The following is a 23,328-nucleotide window of genomic DNA, read 5'->3' as shown; positions in this document are numbered from 1 at the left end:
CAGGAAGGCCCCCGCTGTCCGTCTCTTGACTGCCTTGGCCCGCAGACCTACATTACTTCCAGATCGTAGAAATTGTTTTCCGCAATACGGAATCCAGGGGTAGTACTCACCGCGGGGCGCGACGGGAGTGCGAATCCGACAGCCGAAGCAGGAGTACTCAATGGCTCGTATGACCGCTGCCCGCGCGGCAGTCGAGATTCTCAAGCGCGAGGGCGTCACCAACGCGTTCGGTGTGCCGGGCGCGGCCATCAACCCCTTCTACGCGGCCCTCAAGGCCTCCGGCGGCGTCCAGCACACCCTCGCCCGGCATGTCGAGGGCGCCTCGCACATGGCCGAGGGGTACACCCGCACCCGGCCCGGCAACATCGGTGTGTGCATCGGCACCTCCGGGCCGGCCGGCACCGACATGATCACCGGGCTGTACTCGGCGATCGGCGACTCCATCCCGATCCTCTGCATCACCGGCCAGGCCCCGACCGCGGTGATCCACAAGGAGGACTTCCAGGCCGTCGACATCGCGTCGATCGCCAAGCCGGTGACCAAGATGGCCGTCACCGTCCTGGAGGCCGCGCAGGTGCCCGGCGTCTTCCAGCAGGCGTTCCATCTGATGCGGTCCGGGCGTCCCGGGCCCGTCCTGATCGACCTGCCGATCGACGTCCAGCTCACCGAGATCGAGTTCGACCCGGAGACGTACGAGCCGCTCCCGGTCTACAAGCCGGTCGCCAGCCGCGCCCAGATCGAGAAGGCGATCGGGATGCTGAACGCGTCCGAGCGTCCGCTGATCGTGGCCGGCGGTGGTGTCATCAACGCCGACGCGGCCGAACTCCTCGTCGAGTTCGCCGAGTTGACCGGTACCCCGGTCGTGCCGACGCTGATGGGCTGGGGTGTGCTGCCCGACGACCACGACCTGAACGCCGGCATGGTCGGCTTGCAGACCTCGCACCGCTACGGCAACGCGACCTTCCTGGAGTCCGACTTCGTCCTCGGCATCGGCAACCGCTGGGCCAACCGCCACACCGGCAAGCTGGACGTCTACACCGCCGGGCGGAAGTTCGTGCACGTCGACGTCGAACCGACCCAGATCGGCAAGATCTTCGCCCCGGACTACGGCATCGCGTCCGACGCCAAGGCCGCGTTGACGCTGTTCGTCGAGGTCGCCCGCGAGCTGAAGGCCGCAGGGAAGCTGCCCGACCGCTCCGCGTGGGCCGCGTCGGCGCAGGAGAAGCGGGCCACCCTCCAGCGCCGGACACACTTCGACGACATCCCGATCAAGCCGCAGCGGGTGTACGAGGAGATGAACAAGGCCTTCGGCCCGGACACCCGGTACGTCTCCACGATCGGCCTCTCGCAGATCGCCGGCGCGCAGATGCTGCACGTGTTCAAGCCGCGGCACTGGATCAACTGCGGTCAGGCGGGGCCCCTCGGCTGGACCATCCCGGCCGCGCTCGGTGTCGCCAAGGCCGACCCGGACACCCTGGTCGTCGCCCTCTCCGGCGACTACGACTTCCAGTTCCTGATCGAGGAACTGGCCGTCGGCGCCCAGCACCGGATCCCGTACGTCCACGTCCTGGTGAACAACTCCTACCTGGGCCTGATCCGCCAGGCGCAGCGGGCGTTCGAGATCGACTTCCAGGTCAACCTGGAGTTCGAGAACATCAACTCGCCCGAGATCGGCATCTACGGCGTCGACCATGTGAAGGTCGCCGAGGGCCTTGGCTGCAAGGCGATCCGGGTGACCGACCCGAGCGAGCTGGGCGCCGCCCTGGAGCAGGCCAAGAAGCTCGCCGTCGAGCACCGGGTCCCGGTCGTCGTCGAGGCCATCCTGGAGCGCGTCACCAACATCTCCATGTCGACCACCAACGACATCAGCAACGTCGTGGAGTTCGAGGAGATCGCCACCGAGCCCGGCCACGCCCCGACATCGATCAGGACGCTGAAGGTCTGACGGTTCCACCGGGATCCGCGTCGGCCCCCGCCTCCGAGCCATCCGGCTCCGGGTCGGGGGCCGACTCCGGTTCGGCGGCCGCCGCCGGGGTGCCGAGTCGGGCCGAGCGCAGTGAGGGGAACGCCGCCGCCACCGTGAGGGTCGCGGCCACGCAGACCAGGCCGCCGATCGTCACCGCCGTTGACGGGGCGGTCAGTTCGGCGAGGAGGCCGACGGCTGCGTTGCCGAGGGCCGGGGAGACCGTGGCCTGGGCCATCCACAGGCTGCTGACCCGGCCGCGCAGGGCGTCGGGTGTGCCGTGCCGGAGGAGGGCCGAGCGCAGGCTCTCGGAGATCAGGTCGCCGAGACCGGCGAGTGCCAGCAGCGCCGGCGCGAGCGGCAGCCAGGAACTCAGGCCGACTCCGGTCAGGGCCACACCCCACAGGAGAACGGCGCCGACCAGCGCGTGTCCGCCGGCGCGGGCCGTCCAGCCGCTGGTCGCCGCGCCGACGAGCGCGCCGAACGCCGGTGCGGCGTAGAGCAGTCCGACCACCGTGGCGCCGCCGCCGAACCGCTCGTCGGCGAGGGCGGGGTAGAGGGCCTGCGGCATCGTGAAGACCATCGCCGCCGCGTCGATGAGGAGCAGCCCGAGCACCACGCGGTGCCCCGCACGAACCGCAGTCCGTAGGCGAGCGAGCCGAAGGCCCGCCGTACGCCCCGGCCCGCGGCGGAGGCCGCCACCGGCAGGGGCCGCGGCGAGAAACATGGACGCGCTGATCGGCTTCTACGCCGGGGTCGGACTGACCCTCGCGGACGCCTATCGGGCCTGTATGGAGACCATCCGGCTGGTCGTCGGGTTCGTGGAGTTCGAGGACGCGCTGCGCGACCGTACCCCGGCCCATCTGGATCCGGCGGACCTGGAGGCGCACCCGCCGCCGTGGCTGCGCACGGGGGACGAGGGGGGCGGGCTGCCGCACCTGGTGGCGGTGGCCGGGCTGGTGCCGGACAGCGCCGACACGCGGTTCGCGTTCGCCGTGGACGTCTTCACGGCGGGCGTCGCCGCGCGGGTGGGAAACACGCCCTAGTGCTCGTGGGGTTCCGAGAGGCCCGGCCAGTCCTCCGGACCGCCGCCCTGCCACTCGACGAAGTCGGTGTCCTCGACGTCGGTCACATACAGGTCGGCGAGCCTGAGGATCTCGCCGACGTCGTCCAGATGGGTCGCTACGCCGAGTGTCTCGTCGCCCTCGGTGACCCGCCGCGAGCCGTCCAGGGCCGGCGGATGCACCACAACACGCGGATGCTCCGGTGGATGTGCCATGTCTCAAGGGTGCTGCGTGCGCGGCCGTTCCGCACCCCCCGTGAGGTGAGGTGCTGGACCGTCCGACGGCGCGAGGCTGGGCGCGACAGGACATTCGCGCCGCCGGACGGAGTCTGCGGGTGCTGCCGGTCAAGCCGGCGGCTCCGGTGAAGCTGGTGAAGCAGGTGCATCTGGTGATGCGGGTGTGGCTGGGACCGCGGCGGCTGCGACGGCGCCGGAGGCCTTCCCTCTGGTCGAGAAGGGCGTCCGGTGCCTTCACCACCGCACTGGCTCGCACGCCGCCGCGGTCCTTGCCGGGCCCGCCGTGCCGGTCGAGCACCCCTCATCCGGGTGACCGGTGTACGGCGGGCGTGCGTCCGGGGTGCCCAACCTCCCGCCGGGCTCCGGACGCCGTCTGTGGAGGCTCAGTCCTCGCGCAGGGCGCGGACCGCCTCCGCCACGCGCCGGCCGTACTCGGGGTCGGCGGCGTGGAAGTGGGCCAGGTTCTTCTCGATCACGTCGTCGCGGGAGACCTGGGACAGGCCGCCGGCGATGTTGGCGACCAGCCGCGACCTCTCCTCCGCGGACATCAGCCGGTACAGCTCGCCCGCCTGGAAGAAGTCGTCGTCCTTGGTGTGGGCCGGGGCCTCGTGGGTGCCGGTGTGACCGGCCACCGCGAACGGCGCCGACAGCGGGCGGCCCGACTCGGCCGGGCCGTCGTAGGAGTTCGGCTCGTAGTTCTTCGCGTACCGGCCCTGGGAGTTGGCCGCCATCAGACCGTCACGGCCGTAGTTCTGGGCGGTCGTCGCCTTCGGCGCGTTGACCGCGAGCAGGGTGTGGTTGACACCCAGGCGGTAGCGGTGCGCGTCGGCGTAGGCGAACAGCCGGCCCTGGAGCATCTTGTCCGGGGAGGCGCCGATGCCGGGCACGAAGTTGTTCGGGGAGAACGCGGCCTGCTCGACCTCGGCGAAGACGTTGTCCGGGTTGCGGTCGAGGACCAGACGGCCCACGCGGCGCAGCGGGTGGTCCTGGTGCGGCCAGACCTTCGTCAGGTCGAACGGGTTGAAGCGGTAGCCGGCCGCCTCGGCCGCCGGCATGACCTGGACGTACAGCGTCCAGGACGGGTGGACACCGCGCTCGATGGCCTGGAGCAGGTCCGTCTGGTGCGAGTCGGGGTCACTGCCCACGGTCTCGGCGGCCTGCTCGGCGCTCAGCGAGCGCACACCCTGGTTGGTCTTGAAGTGGTACTTGACGAAGAAGGCCTCGCCGTCGGCGTTCGTCCACTGGTAGGTGTGCGAGCCGTACCCGTTCATGTGGCGGTACGACGCCGGGATGCCGCGGTCGCCCATCAGCCAGGTCACCTGGTGGGTGGCCTCGGGGGCGTGCGCCCAGAAGTCCCAGACGTTGTCCGGCTCCTGACGGCCCGTGAACGGGTCGCGCTTCTGCGAGTGGATGAAGTCGGGGAACTTGACGGGGTCCTTGACGAAGAACACCGGGGTGTTGTTGCCGACGAGGTCGTAGTTGCCCTCCTCGGTATAGAACTTGACGGCGAAACCGCGCGGGTCGCGGACCGCGTCCGCCCCGCCCAGCGAGTCCGCCACCGTCGAGAAGCGCACAAACGTCTCGGTCCGCCGCCCGACCGTGCTCAGGAAGTCGGCGTACGTGAACTCCGTGACGTCGTCGGTCACTTCGAAGTAGCCGTACGCGCCCGAGCCGCGGGCGTGCACCACCCGCTCCGGGATGCGCTCACGGTTGAAGCGCGCCAGCTTCTCCAGCAGGTGCTGGTCCTGGATCAGCAGCGGGCCGCCGGCACCGGCGGAGGCGGAGTTCTGGTTGTCGGCGACCGGGGCGCCGGACTCGGTGGTGAGTACGCGCTTCGACATCGTGGACCTTCCGTGCGTGTGTCAGCGGAAGTTCATTTCCGCTTTGTGGAGCCTAGGATCGGGTCGGCTGGGACGTCAACAGTTTGTTGAAATGGTCTCCGGGTGGCGCCACCGCCTGGGCGCGACAGGACAGTTGTCAGCGACGGCGCCACCCGGAAGTCATGGGGTGGGGCTCAGACCCGGGCGCCCGACAGGCGCTCCACGGCGCGCAGCAGGGCCGAGTGGTCCAGGCCGCCGTCGCCCTGGGCACGCAGCGAGGCGACCAGCTGGGCGACCACGGCGCCGACCGGCAGGGCCGCGCCGACGTTGCGGGCGGCGTCGGTGACGATGCCCATGTCCTTGTGGTGCAGATCGATACGGAAGCCCGGCTTGAAGTCCCGGTTCAGGAAGTTGTCCTTCTTGCGGGTCAGCACGGTCGAGCCGGCCAGGCCGCCGTTGAGCACGTCCAGTGCCGCCGCGAGGTCCACGCCGGACTTCTCCAGGAAGACCACGGCCTCGGCGCACGCCTGGATGTTCACGGCGACGATCAGCTGGTTGGCGGCCTTCACCGTCTGGCCCGAGCCGTGCGGACCGCACAGCACGATGGTCCGGCCCAGCGCGTCGAAGAGCGGCTTCGCCGTCTCGAAGTCGGCCGGCTCACCGCCGACCATGATGGACAGCACGGCCTCGATGGCACCGGCCTCGCCGCCGGAGACGGGCGCGTCGAGGACGCGGATGCCCTTGTCCTTCGCGGCGGCGGCCAGATCGACCGAGGTCTGCGGGGTGATCGAGGACATGTCGATCAGCAGGGCGCCGGACCGCGCGTTCTCCAGGATGCCGGCGGGGCCGTAGGCGATGGCCTCGACCTGCGGGGACGCGGGGACCATTGTGATGATCACGTCGGCGTCACGGACCGCTTCGGCGATGGAGGCGGCGACGGAACCGCCGGCCGCGGCCAGCCGGTCCAGCTTCTCCTGCTCCAGGGTGAACCCGGTGACGTCGTAGCCCGCCTTGATCAGGTTCTCGGACATCGGGGAGCCCATGATGCCCAGGCCGATCCAGGCGACCGCCGGGCGGGTCGGGCGGGAAGAGGCCGCGAGAGTGTTGCTCATGATTCGGGGTGCCTTTCGGGGGGAGGGGTCAGCGGGGCAGCCAGTCGAAGGCCTCGGCGCTCGGCCGGTCGCCCGGCTTGTACTCCAGGCCGACCCAGCCGTCGTAGCCCCCCTTCCGCAGCCGGCCGAGGAGGTCCGCCAGCGGGAGGGAGCCGGTGCCCGGCGCGCCGCGCCCGGGGTTGTCGGCGATCTGGACGTGCCCGGTCTTCGCCGTGAACTCCTCGATCACCGCGGGCAGGTCCTCGCCGTTCATGGACAGGTGGTACAGGTCCATGAGGAAGCGGGTGTTGTCCAGCCCCGTGGCCTCGTTGACCTTGTCGACGATTCCGACGGCGGCCGGCGCCGACACCAGCGGGTACCGCGGTGACTCGGGCTTGTTGAGCGCCTCGATCAGCAGGATCGCGCCGATCCGGTCGGCGGCGCGGGCGGCGAGGACGAGGTTCTCCAGCGCCAGCGCGTCCTGCTCGGCCGGGTCGACGCCGTCCACGCGGTTGCCGTAGAGGGCGTTGAGCGCCCCGCAGCCCAGGGAGGCCGCGAACTCCGCGGCCACGTCGACGTTGGCGCGGAACCGCTCCGACTCCTCGCCGGGGACCGACAGTGCGCCGCGGTCCGGGCCCGGCAGCTGTCCGGCGTAGAAGTTCAGGCCGGTGAGCTGGACACCCGCGTCCTCGACGGCCCGCTTCAGGGCGTCGAGTTGGGACTGCTCGGGGGTGGGCGAGTCGATCCAGGGCCACCACAGCTCGACCGCGGTGAAGCCGGCCGCGGCGGCGGCCGCGGGGCGCTCCAGGAGCGGGAGTTCCGTGAAGAGGATCGACAGGTTGACGTTGAAGCGCTGGTCTGCGGCAGTGCTGGAGTCGAATCCTGGCATCGGGGCCGCGCTCCTTCCGTGTCGAGTTTCCGTGTGTTGCTTCCGCGTACTGCCTTCGTCTTTGTTTCCGTATTGCGGAAGTTCAATTCTGCTTAATGGAAGATTGCCGCCGGGGGGAGGAGGTTGTCAAGAGGGGGCGGGCGGCCCGGCGGTGCCGGGATAAAGTCGCGTGGGTTCGAGCAGTGCCGTGGTGACCAGTACCGGGGAGCACAGTGCGATTGCGGGTGGAGTTCACGACCGAGCCGTTCGACCTCGACGAGGCGCCCGCCCATGCGCTGGTGGCCCGGGAGGTCATCGAGTCGGCCGCACTGGACGCGGTGGACGTCGGGCCCTTCGGCAACACGGCGGAGGGGCGTGCGGACGCCGTACTGACCGCCGTGGACGCGCTGCTGCGCCGCACCCTGGAAGCCGGCGCCACCCGGGTCTCGCTCCAGGTCAACGTGGTCGCGGAGGGTGATCGGTGAGCGGGAACGAGGCCTTCATCGCCGCCGTGAAGCCGCTGGTCGACGCGATGGGCGGGGTGCTGCTGCCGCCCGACGAGGCCGGTGTCGACGACGTGGTGCTGGCCTGGGAGGGCGCCGAGGCCGTCGCCGTACGGCTGCCGCAGCTCGCCGACTCCCTCGATCACATCCTGGCCGCGATGGAGCGCAAGCAGGGCAGGCCGCTGGCGGACCTCGACCGCAAGGCCAAGCAGGAGCTCGTCCGGATACTGGAGGCACGGGGCGCCTTCGCCGTACGCCATGGTGTGGAGACCGTCGCGGGTGCCCTCGGCGTCAGCCGGTTCACCGTCTACAACTACCTCAACCGTGAGCGCGAGGGCTGAGACCGCCCTCGCCGGGGTCGATCGTCACCGCCCTGACCTGCGGGTTCGCCCCGCCGTCCGCCGCCGTTCCGCACTCGACGGGACGGCGGTTTTTGTTACCCCGAATTTTCAACAAACTGTTGACGCGGTGTTTCGGAGGGCGTTAGCTGTCCGCAGCCCGTTCAGCACACAGGCCGTTTCCGGCCAACGGAGGCTCCCGTGACATCCACTTCCACGCCACCGGGCCTGGCCCGCTTCAACGCCCTGGAGGAGCACGCGGCCTTCACGGCGCTGCACGAGGTGTGCGCCTCCACGGTGTGGACGAAGCGGCTGCTCGCGGCGCGCCCCTACGCGGAGCCGGAGCGGCTGTACGCCGAGAGCGACGCGGCCACGGCCGGGCTGGGCGCCGACGACCTCGGCGAGGCGATGGCCGGGCACCCGCCGATCGGCCGGCCCAAGCCGGGCGACCCGACCTCGGCGCGCGAGCAGTCCGGCATGTCCGGCGCCTCCGACGGGCTACGGGCGGAGATGCTCGAACTGAACCTCGCGTACCAGGAGAGGTTCGGCCACGTCTTCCTGATCTGCGCCACCGGCCGCACCGGCGAGCAGATGCGCGACGCGGTCAAGGAGCGGATCGGCCACTCGCCCGAGCAGGAGCGGGAGATCGTCCGCGCCGAGCTGGGCCTGATCAACCGCATCCGCCTCGCCCGACTCCTTGAAGAGGACTGACCAGCATGAGCACGAGCACCACCGCCTCCGTGTCCACGCACATCCTGGACACCAGCGCCGGCCGCCCCGCCGCCGGTGTCGCCGTCCGGCTCGCGGCCCGGGCCGGCCGGTCCGCCCACTACGGGCAGGGAGGGGACTGGCAGCCGCTCGGCGGGTCCGCGACCGACGCGGACGGCCGGTGCAAGGACCTGCCGGCACTGCCGGAGGGCACCACACACGTACGGCTCGACTTCGCGGTGGAGCCGTACTTCGAGAAGAAGCAAGCCGATGCGCAGCAGGACGCCCCCGCGAGTCGGGACAGCGGTGCGTTCTTCCCGGAGGTGGCGATCACCTTCGCCGTCGAACCCGGCGAGCACTACCACGTACCGCTGCTGCTCAACCCGTTCGGCTACTCCGTTTACCGAGGGAGCTAGCTAGATGACCGTCAATTCCCGCCCCGGCCGCCCGGTGATCCTTGGACAGAACCAGTACGGCAAGGCCGAGAACCGAGTCGTGAAGATCACGCGGGACGGCGCCACCCATCACATCAAGGACCTCAACGTGTCCGTGGCGCTGAGCGGCGACATGGAGGACGTCCACTACTCCGGCTCCAACGCCAACGTCCTGCCGACCGACACCACCAAGAACACGGTGTACGCGTTCGCCAAGGAGCACGGCATCGAGTCGGCCGAGCAGTTCGGCATCCATCTCGCGCGCCACTTCGTGACCTCGCAGGAGCCGATCAGGACGGCCCGGATCCGGATCGAGGAGTACTCCTGGGAGCGGATCGCGAGCTCCGACGCCAACTCGCGGTTCATCGGCGCGGACGAGGTCAACCACTCCTTCGTCCGCAAGGGCCAGGAGACCCGGGTCACCCAGATCACCTACGACGGCTCCCGGTGGGAGGTGATCTCAGGACTGAAGGACCTGGTCGTGATGAACTCGACCAACTCCGAGTTCTGGGGCTACGTCAAGGACAAGTACACAACCCTCAAGGAGGCCTACGACCGCATCCTGGCCACCCAGGTCTCCGGTCGCTGGCGCTTCAACTGGACCGACGACGAGCAGAAGATGCCGAACTGGGAGAAGTCCTACGAGCAGACGAAGAAGCACATGCTCCAGGCCTTCGCCGAGACCTACTCGCTGTCGCTCCAGCAGACGCTGTACCAGATGGGCGCGCGCATCATCAACCACCGCGGTGAGATCGACGAGGTCCGCTTCTCGCTGCCGAACAAGCACCACTTCCTCGTCGACCTGGAGCCCTTCGGCCTCAAGAACGACAACGAGGTGTACTTCGCCGCCGACCGGCCCTACGGCCTGATCGAGGCGACCGTCCTGCGGGACGGCTGCGAGCCGCAGATCCCGGTCGACCTCACCAACCTCTGATCCGTCGGGGTGCCCCCGTGCGCCGGGGGCACCCGACCCTCTCGGCACCCGCGTCCGCCTGCCCGGCCGCGGCACTCAAAACTCCTAGGGTCCTGCCGTGCCCTCACATCTCAGTCCACTGAGCGAAAAGGACCGAACCATGGCAGCAGCCCAGCGCATCGTCATCGAGAACTGCGCGATCGCCACCGTCGACGCCCGGGACACCGAGTACGCCTCCGGGCACGTCGTCATCGCCGGCCATCGCATCGAAGCGCTCGGCGCGGGCAGGGCCCCCGCTGACCTGGAGAACGTCGTACGCCGTATCGACGCCTCCGGACACCTCGTCACCCCGGGCCTGGTCAACACCCACCACCACTACTACCAGTGGATCACCCGCGGCCTGGCCACCGACCACAACCTGTTCGACTGGCTGGTGGCGCTCTACCCGACCTGGGCCCGGATCGACGAGCCGATGGTCTACGCGGCGGCCCAGGGCTCGCTCGCGATGATGGCCCGCGGCGGAGTCACCACCGCCATGGACCACCACTACGTCTACCCGCGGGGCTCGGGCGACCTCTCCGGCGCGATCATCCGCGCCGCCCGCGAGACCGGCGTCCGCTTCACCCTCGCCCGCGGCTCCATGGACCGCAGCGAGAAGGACGGCGGACTGCCCCCGGACTTCGCGGTCGAGACCCTCGACGGCGCGCTCGCCGCCACCGAGGAGACCGTCGGGGAGCACCACGACGCCTCCTTCGACGCCATGACCCAGGTCGCCGTCGCGCCCTGCTCCCCGTTCTCCGTCTCCACCGAACTCCTGCGTGAGGGTGCCCAGTTGGCCCGCCGCCTCGGCGTACGGCTGCATACCCACGGTTCGGAGACCGTCGAGGAGGAGCAGTTCTGCAAGGAACTGTTCGGCATGGGCCCGACCGACTACTTCGAGTCCACCGGCTGGCTCGGCGAGGACGTGTGGATGGCGCACTGCGTCCACATGAACGACTCCGACATCGCCGCCTTCGCCCGCACGAGGACCGGCGTCGCCCACTGTCCGTCCTCCAACGCCCGCCTCGCCGCCGGTATCGCCCGCGTCCCCGACATGCTCGCCGCCGGCGTCCCGGTCGGCCTCGGCGTCGACGGCACCGCCTCCAACGAGTCCGGCGAACTCCACACCGAGCTGCGCAACGCCCTCCTCATCAACCGTCTCGGCGCCCACCGCGAGGCCGCCCTCAACGCCCGCCAGGCCCTGCGGCTCGGCACCCACGGTGGCGCCGAGGTCCTCGGCCGCGGCGCCGAGACCGGCTCCCTGGAACCGGGCAAGCTCGCCGACCTGGTGCTGTGGAAGCTCGACACACTCGCCCACGCCTCGATCGCCGACCCGGTGACCGCACTGGTCTTCGGCGCCGCCGCCCCGGTCACCGCCTCCTTCGTGAACGGCCGGCAGATCGTCGAGGACGGCCGGCTGCTCACCGTCGACGAGGACGCAGTCGCCCGCTCCACACGGGCCGAGGCACAGCGGCTCGCGCGGATCACCGCGCAGGGCTGAGCAGTTGAGGACTCCGGCCGGGAGGGACGGCTCCCGGCCGGCAGCCGCGGACCCGGAGACGGGTTCCACGGCGGCCGTATCCGGGGCGTGCTGGATGCAGCACGCCCCGGACCGGTCACCCCCGCTCCGTCCCCGGTCCCGCACGACCAGCATCGATCCACCTCCCTGACACCCGCGGCAACAGTGCCGCGTAACCGACCGGAGGAGCCCGCAGTGTCCGCCCAACCCGCGCAGCCCGCTCAGTCCCCCCGCCCCACCCCGTCCGTCCACCCCGTCGACGAGAAGCTCCCCGCGCTGAAGATGGCGACGAGCGGTCTCCAGCACGTGGCCGCCATGTACGCGGGCGTCGTCGCACCGCCCCTGATCGTCGGCGCGGCCATCGGCCTGTCCGCCACCGAACTCACCTTCCTCACCGGCGCCTGTCTGTTCACCGCCGGTCTCGCCACCTTCCTCCAGACCATCGGCATCTGGAAGATCGGCGCCCGGCTGCCCTTCGTCAACGGCGTCACCTTCGCCGGAGTCGCCCCGATGACGGCCGTCGTCGCGTCCACGGACGACAAGTCGGACGCGCTGCCGATCATCTTCGGCGCGGTCATCGTGGCCGGACTCCTCGGCTTCCTCGCGGCACCCTTCTTCAGCAGGATGGTCCGGTTCTTCCCACCCGTGGTCACGGGTACGGTCATCACCCTGATCGGCATATCCCTGCTGCCGGTCGCCTTCGGCTGGGCCCAGGGCCCCGACCCGGCGGCCGACGACTTCGGCTCGACCACCAACCTCGGACTCGCCGGCGCCACCCTCGTCATCGTGCTGGTCCTGCGCCGCTTCACCCGCGGCTTCGTCAAACAGATCGCCGTCCTGCTCGGCCTGGTCGCGGGCACCCTCGTCGCGATCCCGTTCGGCGTCACGGACTTCGGGCCGGTCGCCGACGCGGACGTGATCGGCTTCCCCACTCCGTTCCACTTCGGGGCACCGCAGTTCCAGATCGCCGCGATCGTCTCGCTGTGTGTGGTGATGGTCGTCTCGATGACCGAGTCCACCGCCGACATGCTGGCCCTCGGCGAGATCGTGGACCGCCCCGCGGACGAGAAGACCATCGCGGCCGGTCTGCGCGCGGACACCCTGGGCTCCGCGATCAGCCCGCTCTTCAACGGCTTCATGTGCAGCGCCTTCGCCCAGAACATCGGCCTCGTCGCGATGACGAAGATCCGCAGCCGGTACGTCGTCGCCACCGGCGGCGGATTCCTGGTCCTGATGGGCCTGTGCCCGATGGCCGCCTCACTCATCGCCGTCGTCCCGCGCCCGGTGCTCGGCGGCGCGGGCGTCGTCCTCTTCGGCTCGGTCGCCGCGAGCGGTATCCAGACCCTGGTCAGGGCCGGCCTGGACAAGGACAACAACGTACTGATCGTCGCCGTCTCACTGGCCGTCGGCATCATCCCGATCACCGCGCCGGAGTTCTACCACGCCTTCCCCGAGACCGCGAAGATCGTCCTGGACTCGGGCATCTCCACCGGCTGCGTGGCCGCGGTCCTGCTCAACTTCGTCTTCAACCACCTCGGCAAGGACAACGACGCCCACGACGTCACCCACCCCATGGAGGCGGGCGAGGAACTCACCGGCCCACCGAACCGGACCCCGGCCCCGTCCTGAGCCGTGCCACCACGGCACCGGCCCCCGCAGCACTCCCAGGAGGAGCCCTGCCGGGGCCGGTTGTGGCCGTGGTGCCGTGCCGGGTCAGCGGACGAACGTGACCCGGTTCTCCTTCAGGGCGCCGCAGTTGGTGCCCGTCACCTGTACGTGCACGTTCTTGATGTGGCCGCCCCAGTCCACGCAGTGGCCCTTGCCGTAGACGTAGGTCGGTCCGGCGTACGACGTGTAGTTGCCGTAGTCCTCGTCGTACTCACCGGTGTCCGGCACGCCGACCCACGCGGACATCTCCTGGACGGCGCCCGGGGTGTTGCGGATCGTCGCCACACAGTTCTTGCCGTTGGACGCGTTGTACGTCAGATAGACGGTGCCGAGCGAGCCGACGGCCGCCGAGTTGACGGTCTTGTAGCTGCTGCCGCAGACCTTCTGCGGGGTGGTGTTGGGTGCGGCCGAGGCAGGCGCGGTCAGGGCCGCCGTCGTCCCCACGGTCAGGGCCGCCAACGCGGCAGCGGACAGCACGGAACGTACATATCGCATATTTCCCCCTGGTGCACATTGCGGGTAGTTGCTCCTGAGTGGTGTGACCCGCGGGGTGCGCGAATGGTTGTACTCAGTTCTGTGGCTTCCGCACTCAGTTCTGTGGCTTCCGCAGAATCGCCGCCGCGAGCACCAGCGCCGCCGCCGCGAGCAACGCCCCGGTCCGGAACGCCAGTTGGTATCCCTCCGCGGTGGCGGCCACCACCTCGGTGCCCCCGGCGAGCAGTCCGTCCGTACGGCTCGCCGCCAGCGTCGACAGCACGGCCAGGCCCAGTGAACCGCCCACCACCTGCGTGGTGTTGAACACCCCCGAGGCGAGCCCGGCGTCCTCCGCGCGTGCCCCGGACATCGCCAGCCCGGTCAGCGCCGGCATTGCCGCGGCGAACCCGGCGGCGAGCAGCAGCAGCGGCGGCAGTACGTCGGTGACGTACGAGCCGTCCACCGGCGCCCGGCTCAGCAGGGCCATCCCCGCCACGATCAGCGCCAGGCCGGCCGGCAGCACCCGGTACGCCCCGAACCTGCCGACCGTCCGGGCCGACAGACCCAGCATCAGCACACCGATCGCGATCGGCGCCGGCAGGAACGCCGTGCCGGTAAGCAACTCGCCGTAGCCGAGGACGCGTTGGAGGTAGAGCGCGCCGATGAACTGGAAGCCGTACATTGTCGCGATCATCAGGATCTGCACCGCGTTCGCCCCGGTCAGCAGCCGGGACCGGAAGAGCCGCAGCCGCAGCAGCGGGCGCGCGGTCCTGGCCTGCCGGACGGCGAACGCCGTGAACAGGGCGAGCGCCAGCAGGGTCAGTGACAGGGTGACCGTGGTGTCGGTGCCGGACGCGTCGATGATCACGTACACCGTCAGCATCAGCGCGCCGGTGATCAGTGCCGCGCCCAAATAGTCCGCCCCGCCGGCGAGCCCGGCGCCTCGGTCGGGGGCCAGGATCCGGGCCGCCGCCAGCCATGCCACCACCCCGATCGGCAGGTTGATCAGGAAGATCCAGTGCCAGTCGAGGGCCTCGGTCAGCGCCCCGCCGAGGAAGGTGCCGAGCGCGCCGCCCGCCGCGCCGACCGCGCTGAACACCGCGATCGCGCGCGCCTGTTCACGTGGCTCGGGGAAGAGCGCGACCAGCATGCCGAGGACCACCGCCGCCGTCATCGCCCCGCCCACGCCCTGAAGCGCCCGCGCCGCGATCAGCATGCCCTGGCTCGTGGCCACCCCGCACAGCACCGACGCCACCGTGAACACCACCAGCCCGGTGGTGAACATCCGCTTGCGGCCCACTAGGTCGCCGAGCCGCCCGGCGAGCAGCAGCAGCCCGCCGAAGGGGATGAGATAGGCGTTGACGACCCAGGCGAGCCCCGGGGCGCTGAATCCCAGGTCGCTCTGGATGGCGGGCATCGCCACCGTCACGATGCTGCCGTCCAGGATCGTCATCAGCGTGCCCGCGCACAGGACGACCAGGGCGGCCCAACGGGAGTACGTTCGTTGCGCCGACGGCGCCGGGGCGCTCGCCGGGGACTCGGTCCGGGACGACATGACTGGGGGCCTCCGCGACATCTCCATGGAACCCGGGACCGGAAAGTGCCCCAGGTGCACTTCTTGTAACGGGGAACATGCTGAGTGACCATGGAGGGCGGCGTAAGGAGGCAGTCCGATGTCCCAGAGGAACACCGGTGTTACCTCGCAGGTCGTGAACGCGCACGCGTGCCCGGTCCGCGAGGTTCTTGACAGGGTCGCCGGGAAATGGGCGGTGCAGATCCTGGTCGCCGCCGCGCACGGCCCGATCCGCTTCACGGAACTGGAGCGGGGCATCGAGGGCATCAGCCGCCGCATGCTGACCCTTACCCTGCGCAATCTGGAGCGCGACGGCCTGGTCGTCCGCACGGTCCATCCGTCGGTGCCGCCGCGCGTCGATTACGAACTCACGCCGGTCGCCCGGGAGTTGCACGATACCTTGCAGCGGCTGACCGACTGGGCCGAGCGCAACCGCGTGTATGTCGCCGAGGCCCGCGCGGCGTACGACGAGCAGCACGCTCCGGAGCCGGTCGACGCGTGACGCCCCGGCCCGGGGAGCGCCGGGATCCCGGACGGTGGCCAGTCGGGCCGGCGCCGGGCCCTGCGGTCGCTACAGGCCCATCACGCCCGGCTCGGTCGCCAGCCGCCTGAAGTGGTCCTGCGGGTTCACGACCAGCTTGCGGGCCTTGAGGTCGAGCAGCCCGCCCACCCCCAGCACCTCGGCGGCCACGGTGCCGTCCGCCTTGCGGATCGTCTGCCGTACTCCGAACGTCCGGCCCTCCCGCCAGTCGAAGGCGCAGGTGACCTCGACCTCGTCGCCCGCGAGAAGTTCCCGGCGGTAGCGGATCGTCGTCTCCAGCACCACCGGGCCGAGGCCCGCGGCGGTCAGGGCGGCCTGCCGGATACCGGCCGCCTGGAGCAGCTCCCAGCGGGCGTGCTCGCCGTAGCTGAGATAGACGGCCTGGTTGAGGTGGCCCTGCACATCGGTCTCGTATCCGCGGACGGTCACCGGCACGGAGAACTCTTCGCTCACTGCATTCCCTTGTCGTCGTCGACGCTTCTGTTCCGCGATCCTGGCATGCGGCTCACGTCCGGCGCGGAGAGGCCAGCAGGTAGCGTGCCCTGGTCCGTGGGTCGGTGTACTCGCCCGGCTGCCAGCCCGCCTTCTCCAGGGTCGCCGCGCAGGCCCGCAGCGCCTGCGGGTCCGGCTCGTGGACGGCGACGGAATCGGGCTGCGGGGTGGCCCGCACCCGGTAGCCGGAGTCACCCGGGCCGTTGGCCGGCCGGTGTCCCGCCGCCTCCAGCGCCAGCGCCGCCGCCTGTACCAGATGCGCCCGCTCCCAGCCGCACGGCCGGTCCGTCGCGCCGTCGGTGTTGGTCATCCGGCGCAGCTCCAGCAGCCCCTGCCAGGCGCTGTGCACCTCGCGTCCGCGGGAGGCGGACCCGGCGTCCGGCGCATCCTCCTCGCCGCCCACCCGCGCGGCGAAGACCCCGGAGTCGGCGGAGGCCGCGGGGACCCGCGGCGCAGGGACCTGGGCCGGTTCCGGGCCGGCCGGTTCGGCCGCGGGCGTCTCCCGTACGCGGTGCCCGGCCGGGGTCAGGAAGTGGTCGTGCGGCGGGCGCGCGTGCCGGAAGGCGAGCCCGCGCTTGACCAGCGCCGCGAGCTGGCTCTCCGTACCCCGCAGGCGTCCCGTGACCGGGTCGGCGGCGTCGATGACACGGCGCTGCGCTGCGGTGGGCGGTCGTGTCATGACGTGCTCCTCCCGGGCCCCGGTCCGGACGCCGTGTCCGAGCGCCCTGCCGGGGCCTGCGGCGACCTGATCGAAGACTACGACCCGGGTCTGACATTCCATCCCGCGATCACCGGCCGCCCGTGCTCGGTGCCCAGTCGGCACACCGCGCCCGTGGCCAGCTGGAACAGCGCCCCGTCCGCGGGCGGCAGCCCGAGCCGGCGGGCGGTCAGGACGCGCAGGAAGTGCCCGTGGGACACCAGCACCACACAGCCCTCGGTGTTCGCGAACGCCGCGTCGACCTTGGCCAGGATCCGGTCGGCGCGCTCGCCCACCTGCTCCGCGCTCTCCCCGGGGCGCTCCGGCGGTCCGGGCGCCACCCCGTCCGAGAACAGGAACCAGCCCGGCCGCTCCCGCTGGATGTCGACCGTGGTGATGCCCTCGTAGCCGCCGTAGTCCCACTCCACGAGGTCCGCGTCGACGCGCGGGTGGTGCAGTCCGATCAGCTCGGCGGTCTCCCGCGCGCGCTGGAGGGGGCTGACGAACGCGGCCCCGATCCGGTGCGAGCGGATCAGCGGCACGACCGCGCGTGCCTCGTCCCGGCCGCGCTCGGTCAGGGGTACGTCGGTCCGCCCGGTGTGCCGCCCGGACCGCGACCACGCGGTCTCACCGTGCCGTACCAGAAACAGGTCACCCATGGACCCAGGCTAGAAGCCCCTCACTGGCGGTACCCGCCGAGGAAGCGGCCGATCCGGCCGATCGCCGCCTCCAGGTCGTCCGCGTGGGGCAGGGTCAGGATGCGGAAGTGGTCGGGGGCCGGCCAGTTGAAGCCGGTGCCCTGGACGACCTGGATCTTCTCGCGCAGCAGCAGGTCCAGGACGAACCGCTCGTCGTCGTGGATCTTGTGCACCTTGGGGTCGATCCGTGGGAACGCGTACAGCGCGCCCTTGGGTCTGACGCAGGACACGCCCGGGATCTCGTTGAGTTTCTCCCAGGCCACGTTGCGCTGTTCGTGGAGCCGGCCGCCGGGCGCGGTCAGCTCGTGGATGGACTGGCGGCCGCCGAGCGCGGCCTGGATCGCGTACTGGGCGGGCGCGTTGGCGCACAGCCGCATGGAGGCCAGCATGGTCAGGCCCTCCAGATAGTCCTTCGCGTGCTGCCGCGGCCCGGTCACCACCAGCCAGCCCGAGCGGAAGCCCGCCACCCGGTACGTCTTCGACAGTCCGCAGAAGGTCAGCACGACCAGGTCGGGCGCGAGCGCGGCGGCGGAGTGGTGCACGGCGTCGTCGTACAGGATCTGGTCGTAGATCTCGTCGGCGAGGACCATCAGGCCGTGCCGCCTGGCGAGGTCGAGGATGCCCTCGACGATCTCCTTCGGATAGACCGCGCCGGTCGGGTTGTTGGGGTTGATGATCACGACGGCCCTGGTGCGGTCGGTGATCTTCGCGGCCATGTCGTCCAGGTCCGGGTACCAGTCGGCCCGCTCGTCGCACAGGTAGTGCACCGCCTTGCCGCCGGCGAGGGTCGTCACGGCCGTCCACAGGGGGAAGTCGGGGGCCGGGATCAGTACCTCGTCGCCGTCCTCCAGCAGTGCCTGTACGGCCATGGAGACCAGCTCGGAGACGCCGTTGCCGAGGAACACGTCGTCGACGTCGACCTCCAGGCCCAGTGTCTGGTAGCGCTGGGCGACCGCGCGGCGGGCGGAGAGGATGCCGCGCGAGTCGGTGTACCCGTGCGCCTGCGGCAGCATCCGGATCATGTCCTGGACGATCTCCTCCGGCGCCTCGAAACCGAAGAGCGCGGGATTGCCGGTGTTGAGGCGCAGCACACTGTGCCCCGCCTCCTCCAGCGCGTTGGCGTGCTCGATCACCGGACCGCGGATCTCGTAACAGACCTCGCTGAGCTTGCTCGACTGCCGGAACTCCATGCGCCGCTTCCCCTCCGGTAACTGTGCTTGCTTGGTTTTACCAAGTAGCCGCTTGGAAAGTCCAACAACTTGTCTAGACTGCGCCGCATGTCACCACGCCGAAGCTACGACCAGTACTGTTCCGCCGCCCGCGCGCTCGACGCCGTCGGCGACCGCTGGACCCTGCTGATCGTCCGGGAGCTGCTCGCCGGTCCGCGCCGCTACACGGACCTGCACGCGGACCTGCCCGGCGTGAGCACGGACGTACTGGCCTCACGGCTGAAGGACATGGAGCGCGACGGCCTGAGCACCCGCCGCCGGCTGCCCCCGCCCGGCGCGGCCTATGTCTACGAACTCACCGCCCGGGGACGCGAGTTGCTCCCCGTGCTCCAGGCGCTGGGGGCGTGGGGCCAGGCCGAACTGGGCGAGCGGCGGCCCACCGACGCGGTACGCGCCCACTGGTTCGCCCTGCCGCTGACCCGGGCCCTGGAGGGCGAGGGCCTGGTCGAAGTGCGCCTGGAGGAGGGGGACTTCCACCTGTGGCTGGGTGCGCAGGACGGTCCCGTCTACGGTGACGGGCCCGCTCCCGGCGAACCCGACGCCCGGCTGGAGCTGGACACCGGGACCTGTACGGCCATCGCGCGTGGGGAGACCACCGTCGCCGGCGCCGTGCGGGCGGGCCGGGTCACCGTTACCGGCGACGGCACCCTCGCGAAGGCGCTGCGCGAGGGTTGAGACGGACGGAAGGCCCGCACGGGGCGGGCCTTCCGGCGGACCGACGGTACGTCACACCCTCGGGGGACGCCCCGAACCCCGCGTCAACGTGTATCCGCCCACCCCCGCGAGCGCCGCCAGGGCGCCGCCGATCGCGGTCCACACCCACCGGTCCGACCACCAGCCGGACGCCCAGCCGTCCTCCGGCTCGATCCCGGACAGCACGGTGACCTCGGAGGAGTCCTCGCCCTCCGCGGAGGAGCTCCCGCTCTCCCCGGACGGGTCCGCCGCGACCGCCACACCCGGCACCAGCGGCTCGGCGAGCGAGCCGTCGACCGCCGCGGAACCGCCGATGTCCTTGGCGTCCACCCGCACCTCGGCGCTCACCGGCAGACCGAGGTCCGCCGTGGGCAGCCCGGTCGCGGTGAGCCGGACGTAGTACGTGCCCGGCAGCGGGTCGTTGGCCCACGGCTCCGACCAGGCGCGCACGGTCCGCAGGGTGCAGGCCAGTTCGACCGAGGCCGCGCCCGGCCCGGCGGTCCGGGTCTGCGCCCCGTACTGGCAGGCCTGGCGGCGCCGCAGACCGTCGTAGACGTCGATCTGCCAGGTCTCCGCGGCATGCGAGTCGGGCAGCTTCACCGTGGCGGTGACGGTCGGGCGCCGGCCCGTGTCGGCCGGGAACGACCAGTACAGGTAGTCGCCCGCGGAGCCGTCCGCGGTGCCCGTCTGCCCCTGGTCGAGCTCGGTCGCCGTACGGAACGACGTGCCCGCCTCGGTGGGCGCGCCGGTGTCCTCCGACGCGTTCGCGGACGGGGTGGTGTCGGCCGCCGCGGGACCCGCGGCCAGTCCGAGCGCCAGCACGGCACCGCTCAACACTCGTGCGATACGCATCAGTTGGTCCTCCAGACGGCGACCCGCCAGCGGGACACCCAGCCCCACAGCAGGCCCGCGACGAAACCGGTCAGCACCAGCGCGGCGAGCAGCCACCAGCCGCGCCCGAGACCGAACGAGGCCACGTCGTCCGCCGGCGACGGCCCGTCCACCACGTCCACGGTCAGCTCCAGCGGCAGCCCTGGCGTGGTCTGCACACCGGAGGCCGCGGAGAACGAGTGGGTGACCTGGAGACAGACCGTCTCGGCGACCACCTCCTCGTCGGTGTCGCTCTCGGCCTTCGGGTAGCGCAGGCCCGTGGAGATCACATCCGTACGGTTGTTGCCCGCCGCCTCGCCGCGCACGATCTCGCGTCCGTGGACCGTCACGGCCCGCAGCAGCACACCGTAGGCGGGGTTCACCGCGCGGTCGGCCGACACACTCACCGAGGCGCGCACCTCCTGGCCGGGCTCGACGTCCACGCGGTACCAGCGCTGCTGCCCGAACTCCTCGCGGTCCGTGTAGAGACCGGACTTGAGCGTGGGTGCCGCGGCGCACCGCTCGGCGCCCTCGACGGCCACCGGAGTCACCACCGGGTCGGCCGCGCGGTCCACCAACTGGTTGACCCGGTCGGTGAGTTCGTCGGTGTGCTCGATCGAGGTGTACGTGCCGCCGGTCGCCTCCGCGATACAGCTGAGCTGCTGCCGCATCTTGGTGTTGGGCACCAGGCCGAGGGTGTCGATGGTCAGGCCGATGCCCTTGGCGGCGATCTCGCGGGCCACCTCGCACGGGTCGAGCGGGGCGCAGGTGTCCTCGCCGTCGCTGATCAGCACGATGCGCTTGGAGCCGGTGCCGCCGTCGAGGTCGTCGGCGGCCTTCAGCAGCGCGGGGCCGATCGGGGTCCAGCCGGTCGGCGCCAGGGTGGCCACCGCCGTCTTCGCCTCGGTGCGGTCCAGCGGGCCGACCGGGTAGAGCTGCGCGGTGTCCTTGCAGCCGCGCTTCTGGTCGTCGCCGGGGTAGTTCGCGCCCAGCGTGCGGATGCCCAGCCGGACGTCCTCGGGCGTGGCGTCCAGCACCTCGTTGAACGCCTGCTTGGCCGCGGCCATCCGGGACTTTCCGTCGATGTCCGTGGCCCGCATGGAGCCGCTGACGTCCAGTACCAGGTTGACCTTGGGCGCCGCGGCCGTGGTCTCGTCGGCGAGCGCCGTGGACGGGACGGCGAGTCCCGTCGTCAGCGCGGCGAACAGGACACACGCGCCCGCCGCCAGCCGTTGTCTTGTGATCATCGGCGGATCCTATTGATCCCGGGTGTCCCGCTCCAAAACAACGGGCGACCGCCGGCCCCGACTACCCGTCGAAGAACCCCAACCGCAGGTCAAGAAAGGTCAACTGCCGGTCAAAGAAGCGGGTTCGGCAGCTCCGCCCACTGGTCGCCGGTCCGCCCCGGCGTCAGCCGCATCAGCGTCAGCGCCTTCGCCGGTACGGCCGTCTCCCGCAGCGCCCCGGTGTCCGGGGTCCGCGGCAGCTCCCGTACACAGGCGTCGAGCGCCGCCCCCAGGGCGGGTCCGGACCCGGCGGTCGCGGCGAGGGTGCCGGCCACCAGCGAGCCGAACAGCTTGCGGCGCAGGGCCGTCACGTCGTCCGTGAGGATCCGTTCGGGCAGCGCGGAGATCTCGATGCCGTGCCGGGCCAGCCGTTCCGGGCTGACGCGGATGTCGGCCAGGTCGCGGTAGACCAGCCGCCGCGGGGCGCCCGTGGAGTCCAGCACCACGAGGAGGTTCTGGCCGTGCGCCTCCAGGGCCACGCCCAGATCGAGCAGCCGCATCCCGACCGTGAGCGTCAGCCGCGCGAACTCCGCGAGCCAGGAGGCCGATTCGGTCAGGCCGGTGGTGGTGAGCGAGGCCACCGGCACGACCTGCTCACCGGGCCCGGCGTGGATCCGCGGCGACTCCCGCAGCACGGCGGCCAGTTCGGGTGTGCCGTCGGTGGCGGCGCCCAGGGTGCGCGTGACGTGCAGCAGCCCGTCCGTCCGCTCGGCAAGACGCTGTGCGAACGCCGACAGCACCGCCGACGACGTCACCGACCCCACCGAGATGTCCCGCACGGACGACGTCAGCCGGGCGCTGAGCGCGGTCTTGACGTGCGGCCCGCCGGGCAGGGCGAGTGTACGCAGCGACATCAGCGGCCGCGCCGCGAAACCGTGCAGATCGCCGCCGTACGGCCGCTTCAGCACATGGGCCGCCTGCCACGGATGCACCGGCAGCAACACCCGCGCCCCGTCGCGCAGTTCGTCCGGCCAGTCACCCGCGACCAGGGCCGCCTCCGCCGGGACCGGCACCAGACCCAGCTGCACCACCGGCCGGTGCTCGGGCGCGTACCCGAGTTGCTCCGCCACCGAGAAGCCCGGCCGGGCACGGCAGTTGGGGTGGTACGGATGCCCGTCGACCACCCGCTGCTCCCACTCCCAGTCGGTCACCGGCCACTCGTCCGGCCATGGCACCTGGGCGGCGCGCGAGAGGGCCAACGAGGCGGAGCTGTGCGCGACTTCGGCCGTGAAGCTGCCGCCGTGCGGTACGGCGAGGTCCGTGAGAAGGCGCGCCGGGTCGTCGTGGACCGTCCCGCCGAGCTCGACGGTCGTGACGTAGGCGGCGGTCGCGTACGGGTCGGGGGTCGGGCCGTGCAGCCGCCGTCCGTCCCGCAGCCGGAGCGTCATGCCCGCGCCGTCCCGGTCGCGGCGCTCGACCCAGGGCAGCGGCTCGTGCGTCAGCGCGCGCCACAGCCGGGTCAGCACGGCCGCCCGCGCGCCGGGCAGCGCCGCCGCGTACCCGGACACGAGGTCGGGACGGACCGCGGCCAGCTCGTCGGCCACCTCGGTTTCGGCTGGTGAAGAGGGGTACACGGGTGGTCTCCTCCGGTAGGAGTGGTACGAACGGGGC

At 71.2% G+C, this 23,328-nt stretch carries 25 protein-coding genes; 11 read left to right on the top strand and 14 right to left on the bottom strand.

What is annotated here, in order from left to right:
- Positions 1 to 160 precede the first annotated feature (160 nt).
- Positions 161 to 1,945 carry a glyoxylate carboligase gene (gcl, locus tag ACIQAC_RS15095; RefSeq protein ID WP_402190870.1) on the top strand — a complete coding sequence of 595 codons (1,785 nt, stop codon included), beginning with the start codon at positions 161 to 163 and terminating at the stop codon, positions 1,943 to 1,945.
- On the opposite strand, the gene ACIQAC_RS15090 is transcribed toward gcl, so the two are convergent.
- Positions 1,926 to 2,582: an MFS transporter gene (locus tag ACIQAC_RS15090; protein ID WP_402190868.1), complete on the bottom strand. Its 657-nt coding sequence runs from the start codon at positions 2,580 to 2,582 to the stop codon at positions 1,926 to 1,928. The genes gcl and ACIQAC_RS15090 overlap by 20 nt on opposite strands.
- On the opposite strand from ACIQAC_RS15090, the gene ACIQAC_RS15085 reads away from it, so the two are divergent.
- On the top strand, positions 2,560 to 3,009 hold the full coding sequence (locus ACIQAC_RS15085) for a TetR/AcrR family transcriptional regulator C-terminal domain-containing protein (RefSeq protein ID WP_402190865.1): 450 nt from the start codon (positions 2,560 to 2,562) through the stop codon (positions 3,007 to 3,009). The two genes, ACIQAC_RS15090 and ACIQAC_RS15085, sit on opposite strands and share 23 nt — an antisense overlap.
- Here the strand turns inward: ACIQAC_RS15085 and ACIQAC_RS15080 are convergent.
- The 4 genes from ACIQAC_RS15080 to ACIQAC_RS15065 form a co-directional block, all read right to left on the bottom strand.
- A complete protein-coding gene (locus ACIQAC_RS15080) occupies positions 3,006 to 3,242 on the bottom strand; it encodes a hypothetical protein (protein WP_402190863.1) in 237 nt (78 codons plus the stop codon). The genes ACIQAC_RS15085 and ACIQAC_RS15080 overlap by 4 nt on opposite strands.
- 404 nt (positions 3,243 to 3,646) lie before the next feature.
- The gene (locus ACIQAC_RS15075; RefSeq protein ID WP_402190860.1) at positions 3,647 to 5,104 is read right to left on the bottom strand and encodes a catalase; all 1,458 of its coding nucleotides are present in this window, start codon (positions 5,102 to 5,104) and stop codon (positions 3,647 to 3,649) included.
- 173 nt (positions 5,105 to 5,277) lie between these two features.
- A complete protein-coding gene (locus tag ACIQAC_RS15070) occupies positions 5,278 to 6,195 on the bottom strand; it encodes a 2-hydroxy-3-oxopropionate reductase (protein WP_402190857.1) in 918 nt (305 codons plus the stop codon).
- A gap of 28 nt (positions 6,196 to 6,223) precedes the next feature.
- On the bottom strand, positions 6,224 to 7,063 hold the full coding sequence (locus ACIQAC_RS15065) for a TIM barrel protein (RefSeq protein WP_402190855.1): 840 nt from the start codon (positions 7,061 to 7,063) through the stop codon (positions 6,224 to 6,226).
- Between the two features lie 212 nt (positions 7,064 to 7,275).
- Here ACIQAC_RS15065 and ACIQAC_RS15060 point away from each other — a divergent pair, with 212 nt between their 5' ends.
- The 7 genes from ACIQAC_RS15060 to ACIQAC_RS15030 all read left to right on the top strand — a co-directional run bounded on the left by ACIQAC_RS15060 (position 7,276) and on the right by ACIQAC_RS15030 (position 13,125).
- Positions 7,276 to 7,527, top strand: a complete 252-nt coding sequence (locus tag ACIQAC_RS15060) for a hypothetical protein (RefSeq protein ID WP_402190853.1) — start codon at positions 7,276 to 7,278, stop codon at positions 7,525 to 7,527.
- A 47-nt stretch (positions 7,528 to 7,574) separates the two neighbouring features.
- On the top strand, positions 7,575 to 7,886 hold the full coding sequence (locus ACIQAC_RS15055) for a helix-turn-helix domain-containing protein (protein ID WP_402191746.1): 312 nt from the start codon (positions 7,575 to 7,577) through the stop codon (positions 7,884 to 7,886).
- A 198-nt stretch (positions 7,887 to 8,084) separates the two neighbouring features.
- Entirely contained in the window at positions 8,085 to 8,594 is a 510-nt protein-coding gene (uraD, locus tag ACIQAC_RS15050) for a 2-oxo-4-hydroxy-4-carboxy-5-ureidoimidazoline decarboxylase (protein ID WP_402190851.1), read from the top strand.
- A 5-nt stretch (positions 8,595 to 8,599) separates the two neighbouring features.
- Positions 8,600 to 9,007 carry a hydroxyisourate hydrolase gene (gene uraH, locus ACIQAC_RS15045; protein WP_402190848.1) on the top strand — a complete coding sequence of 136 codons (408 nt, stop codon included), beginning with the start codon at positions 8,600 to 8,602 and terminating at the stop codon, positions 9,005 to 9,007.
- A gap of 4 nt (positions 9,008 to 9,011) precedes the next feature.
- Positions 9,012 to 9,959, top strand: a complete 948-nt coding sequence (gene pucL, locus ACIQAC_RS15040) for a factor-independent urate hydroxylase (RefSeq protein WP_402190846.1) — start codon at positions 9,012 to 9,014, stop codon at positions 9,957 to 9,959.
- Between the two features lie 139 nt (positions 9,960 to 10,098).
- Positions 10,099 to 11,478, top strand: a complete 1,380-nt coding sequence (locus tag ACIQAC_RS15035) for an 8-oxoguanine deaminase (RefSeq protein ID WP_402190843.1) — start codon at positions 10,099 to 10,101, stop codon at positions 11,476 to 11,478.
- Positions 11,479 to 11,778: 300 nt separating this feature from the next.
- On the top strand, positions 11,779 to 13,125 hold the full coding sequence (locus tag ACIQAC_RS15030; protein ID WP_402191744.1) for a nucleobase:cation symporter-2 family protein: 1,347 nt from the start codon (positions 11,779 to 11,781) through the stop codon (positions 13,123 to 13,125).
- Between the two features lie 84 nt (positions 13,126 to 13,209).
- Here the strand turns inward: ACIQAC_RS15030 and ACIQAC_RS15025 are convergent, their stop codons facing one another.
- Complete coding sequence (locus tag ACIQAC_RS15025) at positions 13,210 to 13,659, bottom strand: spore-associated protein (RefSeq protein ID WP_402190841.1); 450 nt, start codon at positions 13,657 to 13,659, stop codon at positions 13,210 to 13,212.
- 94 nt (positions 13,660 to 13,753) lie between these two features.
- Positions 13,754 to 15,193, bottom strand: coding sequence for an MFS transporter (locus ACIQAC_RS15020; protein ID WP_402190839.1), 1,440 nt, complete (start codon positions 15,191 to 15,193; stop codon positions 13,754 to 13,756).
- A gap of 118 nt (positions 15,194 to 15,311) precedes the next feature.
- Here ACIQAC_RS15020 and ACIQAC_RS15015 point away from each other — a divergent pair, with 118 nt between their 5' ends.
- Positions 15,312 to 15,713: a winged helix-turn-helix transcriptional regulator gene (locus ACIQAC_RS15015; protein WP_402190836.1), complete on the top strand. Its 402-nt coding sequence runs from the start codon at positions 15,312 to 15,314 to the stop codon at positions 15,711 to 15,713.
- A gap of 69 nt (positions 15,714 to 15,782) precedes the next feature.
- On the opposite strand, the gene ACIQAC_RS15010 is transcribed toward ACIQAC_RS15015, so the two are convergent.
- From ACIQAC_RS15010 to ACIQAC_RS14995, 4 genes are all read right to left on the bottom strand, one after another.
- On the bottom strand, positions 15,783 to 16,205 hold the full coding sequence (locus tag ACIQAC_RS15010) for an acyl-CoA thioesterase (protein ID WP_402190834.1): 423 nt from the start codon (positions 16,203 to 16,205) through the stop codon (positions 15,783 to 15,785).
- Positions 16,206 to 16,257: 52 nt separating this feature from the next.
- A complete protein-coding gene (locus ACIQAC_RS15005; RefSeq protein ID WP_402190831.1) occupies positions 16,258 to 16,923 on the bottom strand; it encodes a hypothetical protein in 666 nt (221 codons plus the stop codon).
- Positions 16,924 to 17,000: 77 nt separating this feature from the next.
- On the bottom strand, positions 17,001 to 17,600 hold the full coding sequence (locus tag ACIQAC_RS15000; RefSeq protein ID WP_402190828.1) for a histidine phosphatase family protein: 600 nt from the start codon (positions 17,598 to 17,600) through the stop codon (positions 17,001 to 17,003).
- Between the two features lie 20 nt (positions 17,601 to 17,620).
- Complete coding sequence (locus tag ACIQAC_RS14995) at positions 17,621 to 18,829, bottom strand: pyridoxal phosphate-dependent aminotransferase (protein ID WP_402190826.1); 1,209 nt, start codon at positions 18,827 to 18,829, stop codon at positions 17,621 to 17,623.
- A gap of 87 nt (positions 18,830 to 18,916) precedes the next feature.
- On the opposite strand from ACIQAC_RS14995, the gene ACIQAC_RS14990 reads away from it, so the two are divergent.
- A complete protein-coding gene (locus ACIQAC_RS14990; protein ID WP_402190823.1) occupies positions 18,917 to 19,543 on the top strand; it encodes a winged helix-turn-helix transcriptional regulator in 627 nt (208 codons plus the stop codon).
- Between the two features lie 51 nt (positions 19,544 to 19,594).
- Here ACIQAC_RS14990 and ACIQAC_RS14985 read toward each other — a convergent pair whose 3' ends face one another.
- From ACIQAC_RS14985 to ACIQAC_RS14975, 3 genes are all read right to left on the bottom strand, one after another.
- On the bottom strand, positions 19,595 to 20,413 hold the full coding sequence (locus ACIQAC_RS14985) for a hypothetical protein (protein ID WP_402190820.1): 819 nt from the start codon (positions 20,411 to 20,413) through the stop codon (positions 19,595 to 19,597).
- Positions 20,413 to 21,678, bottom strand: a complete 1,266-nt coding sequence (locus tag ACIQAC_RS14980; protein ID WP_402190817.1) for a VWA domain-containing protein — start codon at positions 21,676 to 21,678, stop codon at positions 20,413 to 20,415. Before ACIQAC_RS14980 ends, ACIQAC_RS14985 begins: the two co-directional genes overlap by 1 nt.
- 110 nt (positions 21,679 to 21,788) lie before the next feature.
- A complete protein-coding gene (locus ACIQAC_RS14975) occupies positions 21,789 to 23,291 on the bottom strand; it encodes an IucA/IucC family protein (protein ID WP_402190815.1) in 1,503 nt (500 codons plus the stop codon).
- Positions 23,292 to 23,328: the final 37 nt, after the last annotated feature.

Origin of the sequence: Streptomyces sp. NPDC088387 (assembly GCF_044753385.1) — a bacterium.
Classification (GTDB): Bacteria; Actinomycetota; Actinomycetes; order Streptomycetales; family Streptomycetaceae; genus Streptomyces.
The sequence above is the reverse complement of the archived record's forward strand: the minus strand, read 5'-3'. Positions and strand labels throughout refer to the sequence as shown.

What these genes read in the sequence shown, in the direction of transcription:
- gcl (WP_402190870.1), top strand. Translation starts at nt 161, where the DNA reads ATGGCTCGTATGACCGCTGCCCGCGCGGCAGTCGAGATTCTCAAGCGC.
- ACIQAC_RS15085 (WP_402190865.1), top strand. Translation starts at nt 2,560, where the DNA reads ATGAGGAGCAGCCCGAGCACCACGCGGTGCCCCGCACGAACCGCAGTC.
- ACIQAC_RS15080 (WP_402190863.1), bottom strand. Translation starts at nt 3,242, where the DNA reads ATGGCACATCCACCGGAGCATCCGCGTGTTGTGGTGCATCCGCCGGCC.
- ACIQAC_RS15075 (WP_402190860.1), bottom strand. Translation starts at nt 5,104, where the DNA reads ATGTCGAAGCGCGTACTCACCACCGAGTCCGGCGCCCCGGTCGCCGAC.
- ACIQAC_RS15070 (WP_402190857.1), bottom strand. Translation starts at nt 6,195, where the DNA reads ATGAGCAACACTCTCGCGGCCTCTTCCCGCCCGACCCGCCCGGCGGTC.
- ACIQAC_RS15065 (WP_402190855.1), bottom strand. Translation starts at nt 7,063, where the DNA reads ATGCCAGGATTCGACTCCAGCACTGCCGCAGACCAGCGCTTCAACGTC.
- ACIQAC_RS15055 (WP_402191746.1), top strand. Translation starts at nt 7,575, where the DNA reads ATGGGCGGGGTGCTGCTGCCGCCCGACGAGGCCGGTGTCGACGACGTG.
- uraH (WP_402190848.1), top strand. Translation starts at nt 8,600, where the DNA reads ATGAGCACGAGCACCACCGCCTCCGTGTCCACGCACATCCTGGACACC.
- pucL (WP_402190846.1), top strand. Translation starts at nt 9,012, where the DNA reads ATGACCGTCAATTCCCGCCCCGGCCGCCCGGTGATCCTTGGACAGAAC.
- ACIQAC_RS15035 (WP_402190843.1), top strand. Translation starts at nt 10,099, where the DNA reads ATGGCAGCAGCCCAGCGCATCGTCATCGAGAACTGCGCGATCGCCACC.
- ACIQAC_RS15030 (WP_402191744.1), top strand. Translation starts at nt 11,779, where the DNA reads ATGGCGACGAGCGGTCTCCAGCACGTGGCCGCCATGTACGCGGGCGTC.
- ACIQAC_RS15025 (WP_402190841.1), bottom strand. Translation starts at nt 13,659, where the DNA reads ATGCGATATGTACGTTCCGTGCTGTCCGCTGCCGCGTTGGCGGCCCTG.
- ACIQAC_RS15020 (WP_402190839.1), bottom strand. Translation starts at nt 15,193, where the DNA reads ATGTCGTCCCGGACCGAGTCCCCGGCGAGCGCCCCGGCGCCGTCGGCG.
- ACIQAC_RS15015 (WP_402190836.1), top strand. Translation starts at nt 15,312, where the DNA reads ATGTCCCAGAGGAACACCGGTGTTACCTCGCAGGTCGTGAACGCGCAC.
- ACIQAC_RS15005 (WP_402190831.1), bottom strand. Translation starts at nt 16,923, where the DNA reads ATGACACGACCGCCCACCGCAGCGCAGCGCCGTGTCATCGACGCCGCC.
- ACIQAC_RS15000 (WP_402190828.1), bottom strand. Translation starts at nt 17,600, where the DNA reads ATGGGTGACCTGTTTCTGGTACGGCACGGTGAGACCGCGTGGTCGCGG.
- ACIQAC_RS14995 (WP_402190826.1), bottom strand. Translation starts at nt 18,829, where the DNA reads ATGGAGTTCCGGCAGTCGAGCAAGCTCAGCGAGGTCTGTTACGAGATC.
- ACIQAC_RS14990 (WP_402190823.1), top strand. Translation starts at nt 18,917, where the DNA reads ATGTCACCACGCCGAAGCTACGACCAGTACTGTTCCGCCGCCCGCGCG.
- ACIQAC_RS14985 (WP_402190820.1), bottom strand. Translation starts at nt 20,413, where the DNA reads ATGCGTATCGCACGAGTGTTGAGCGGTGCCGTGCTGGCGCTCGGACTG.
- ACIQAC_RS14980 (WP_402190817.1), bottom strand. Translation starts at nt 21,678, where the DNA reads ATGATCACAAGACAACGGCTGGCGGCGGGCGCGTGTGTCCTGTTCGCC.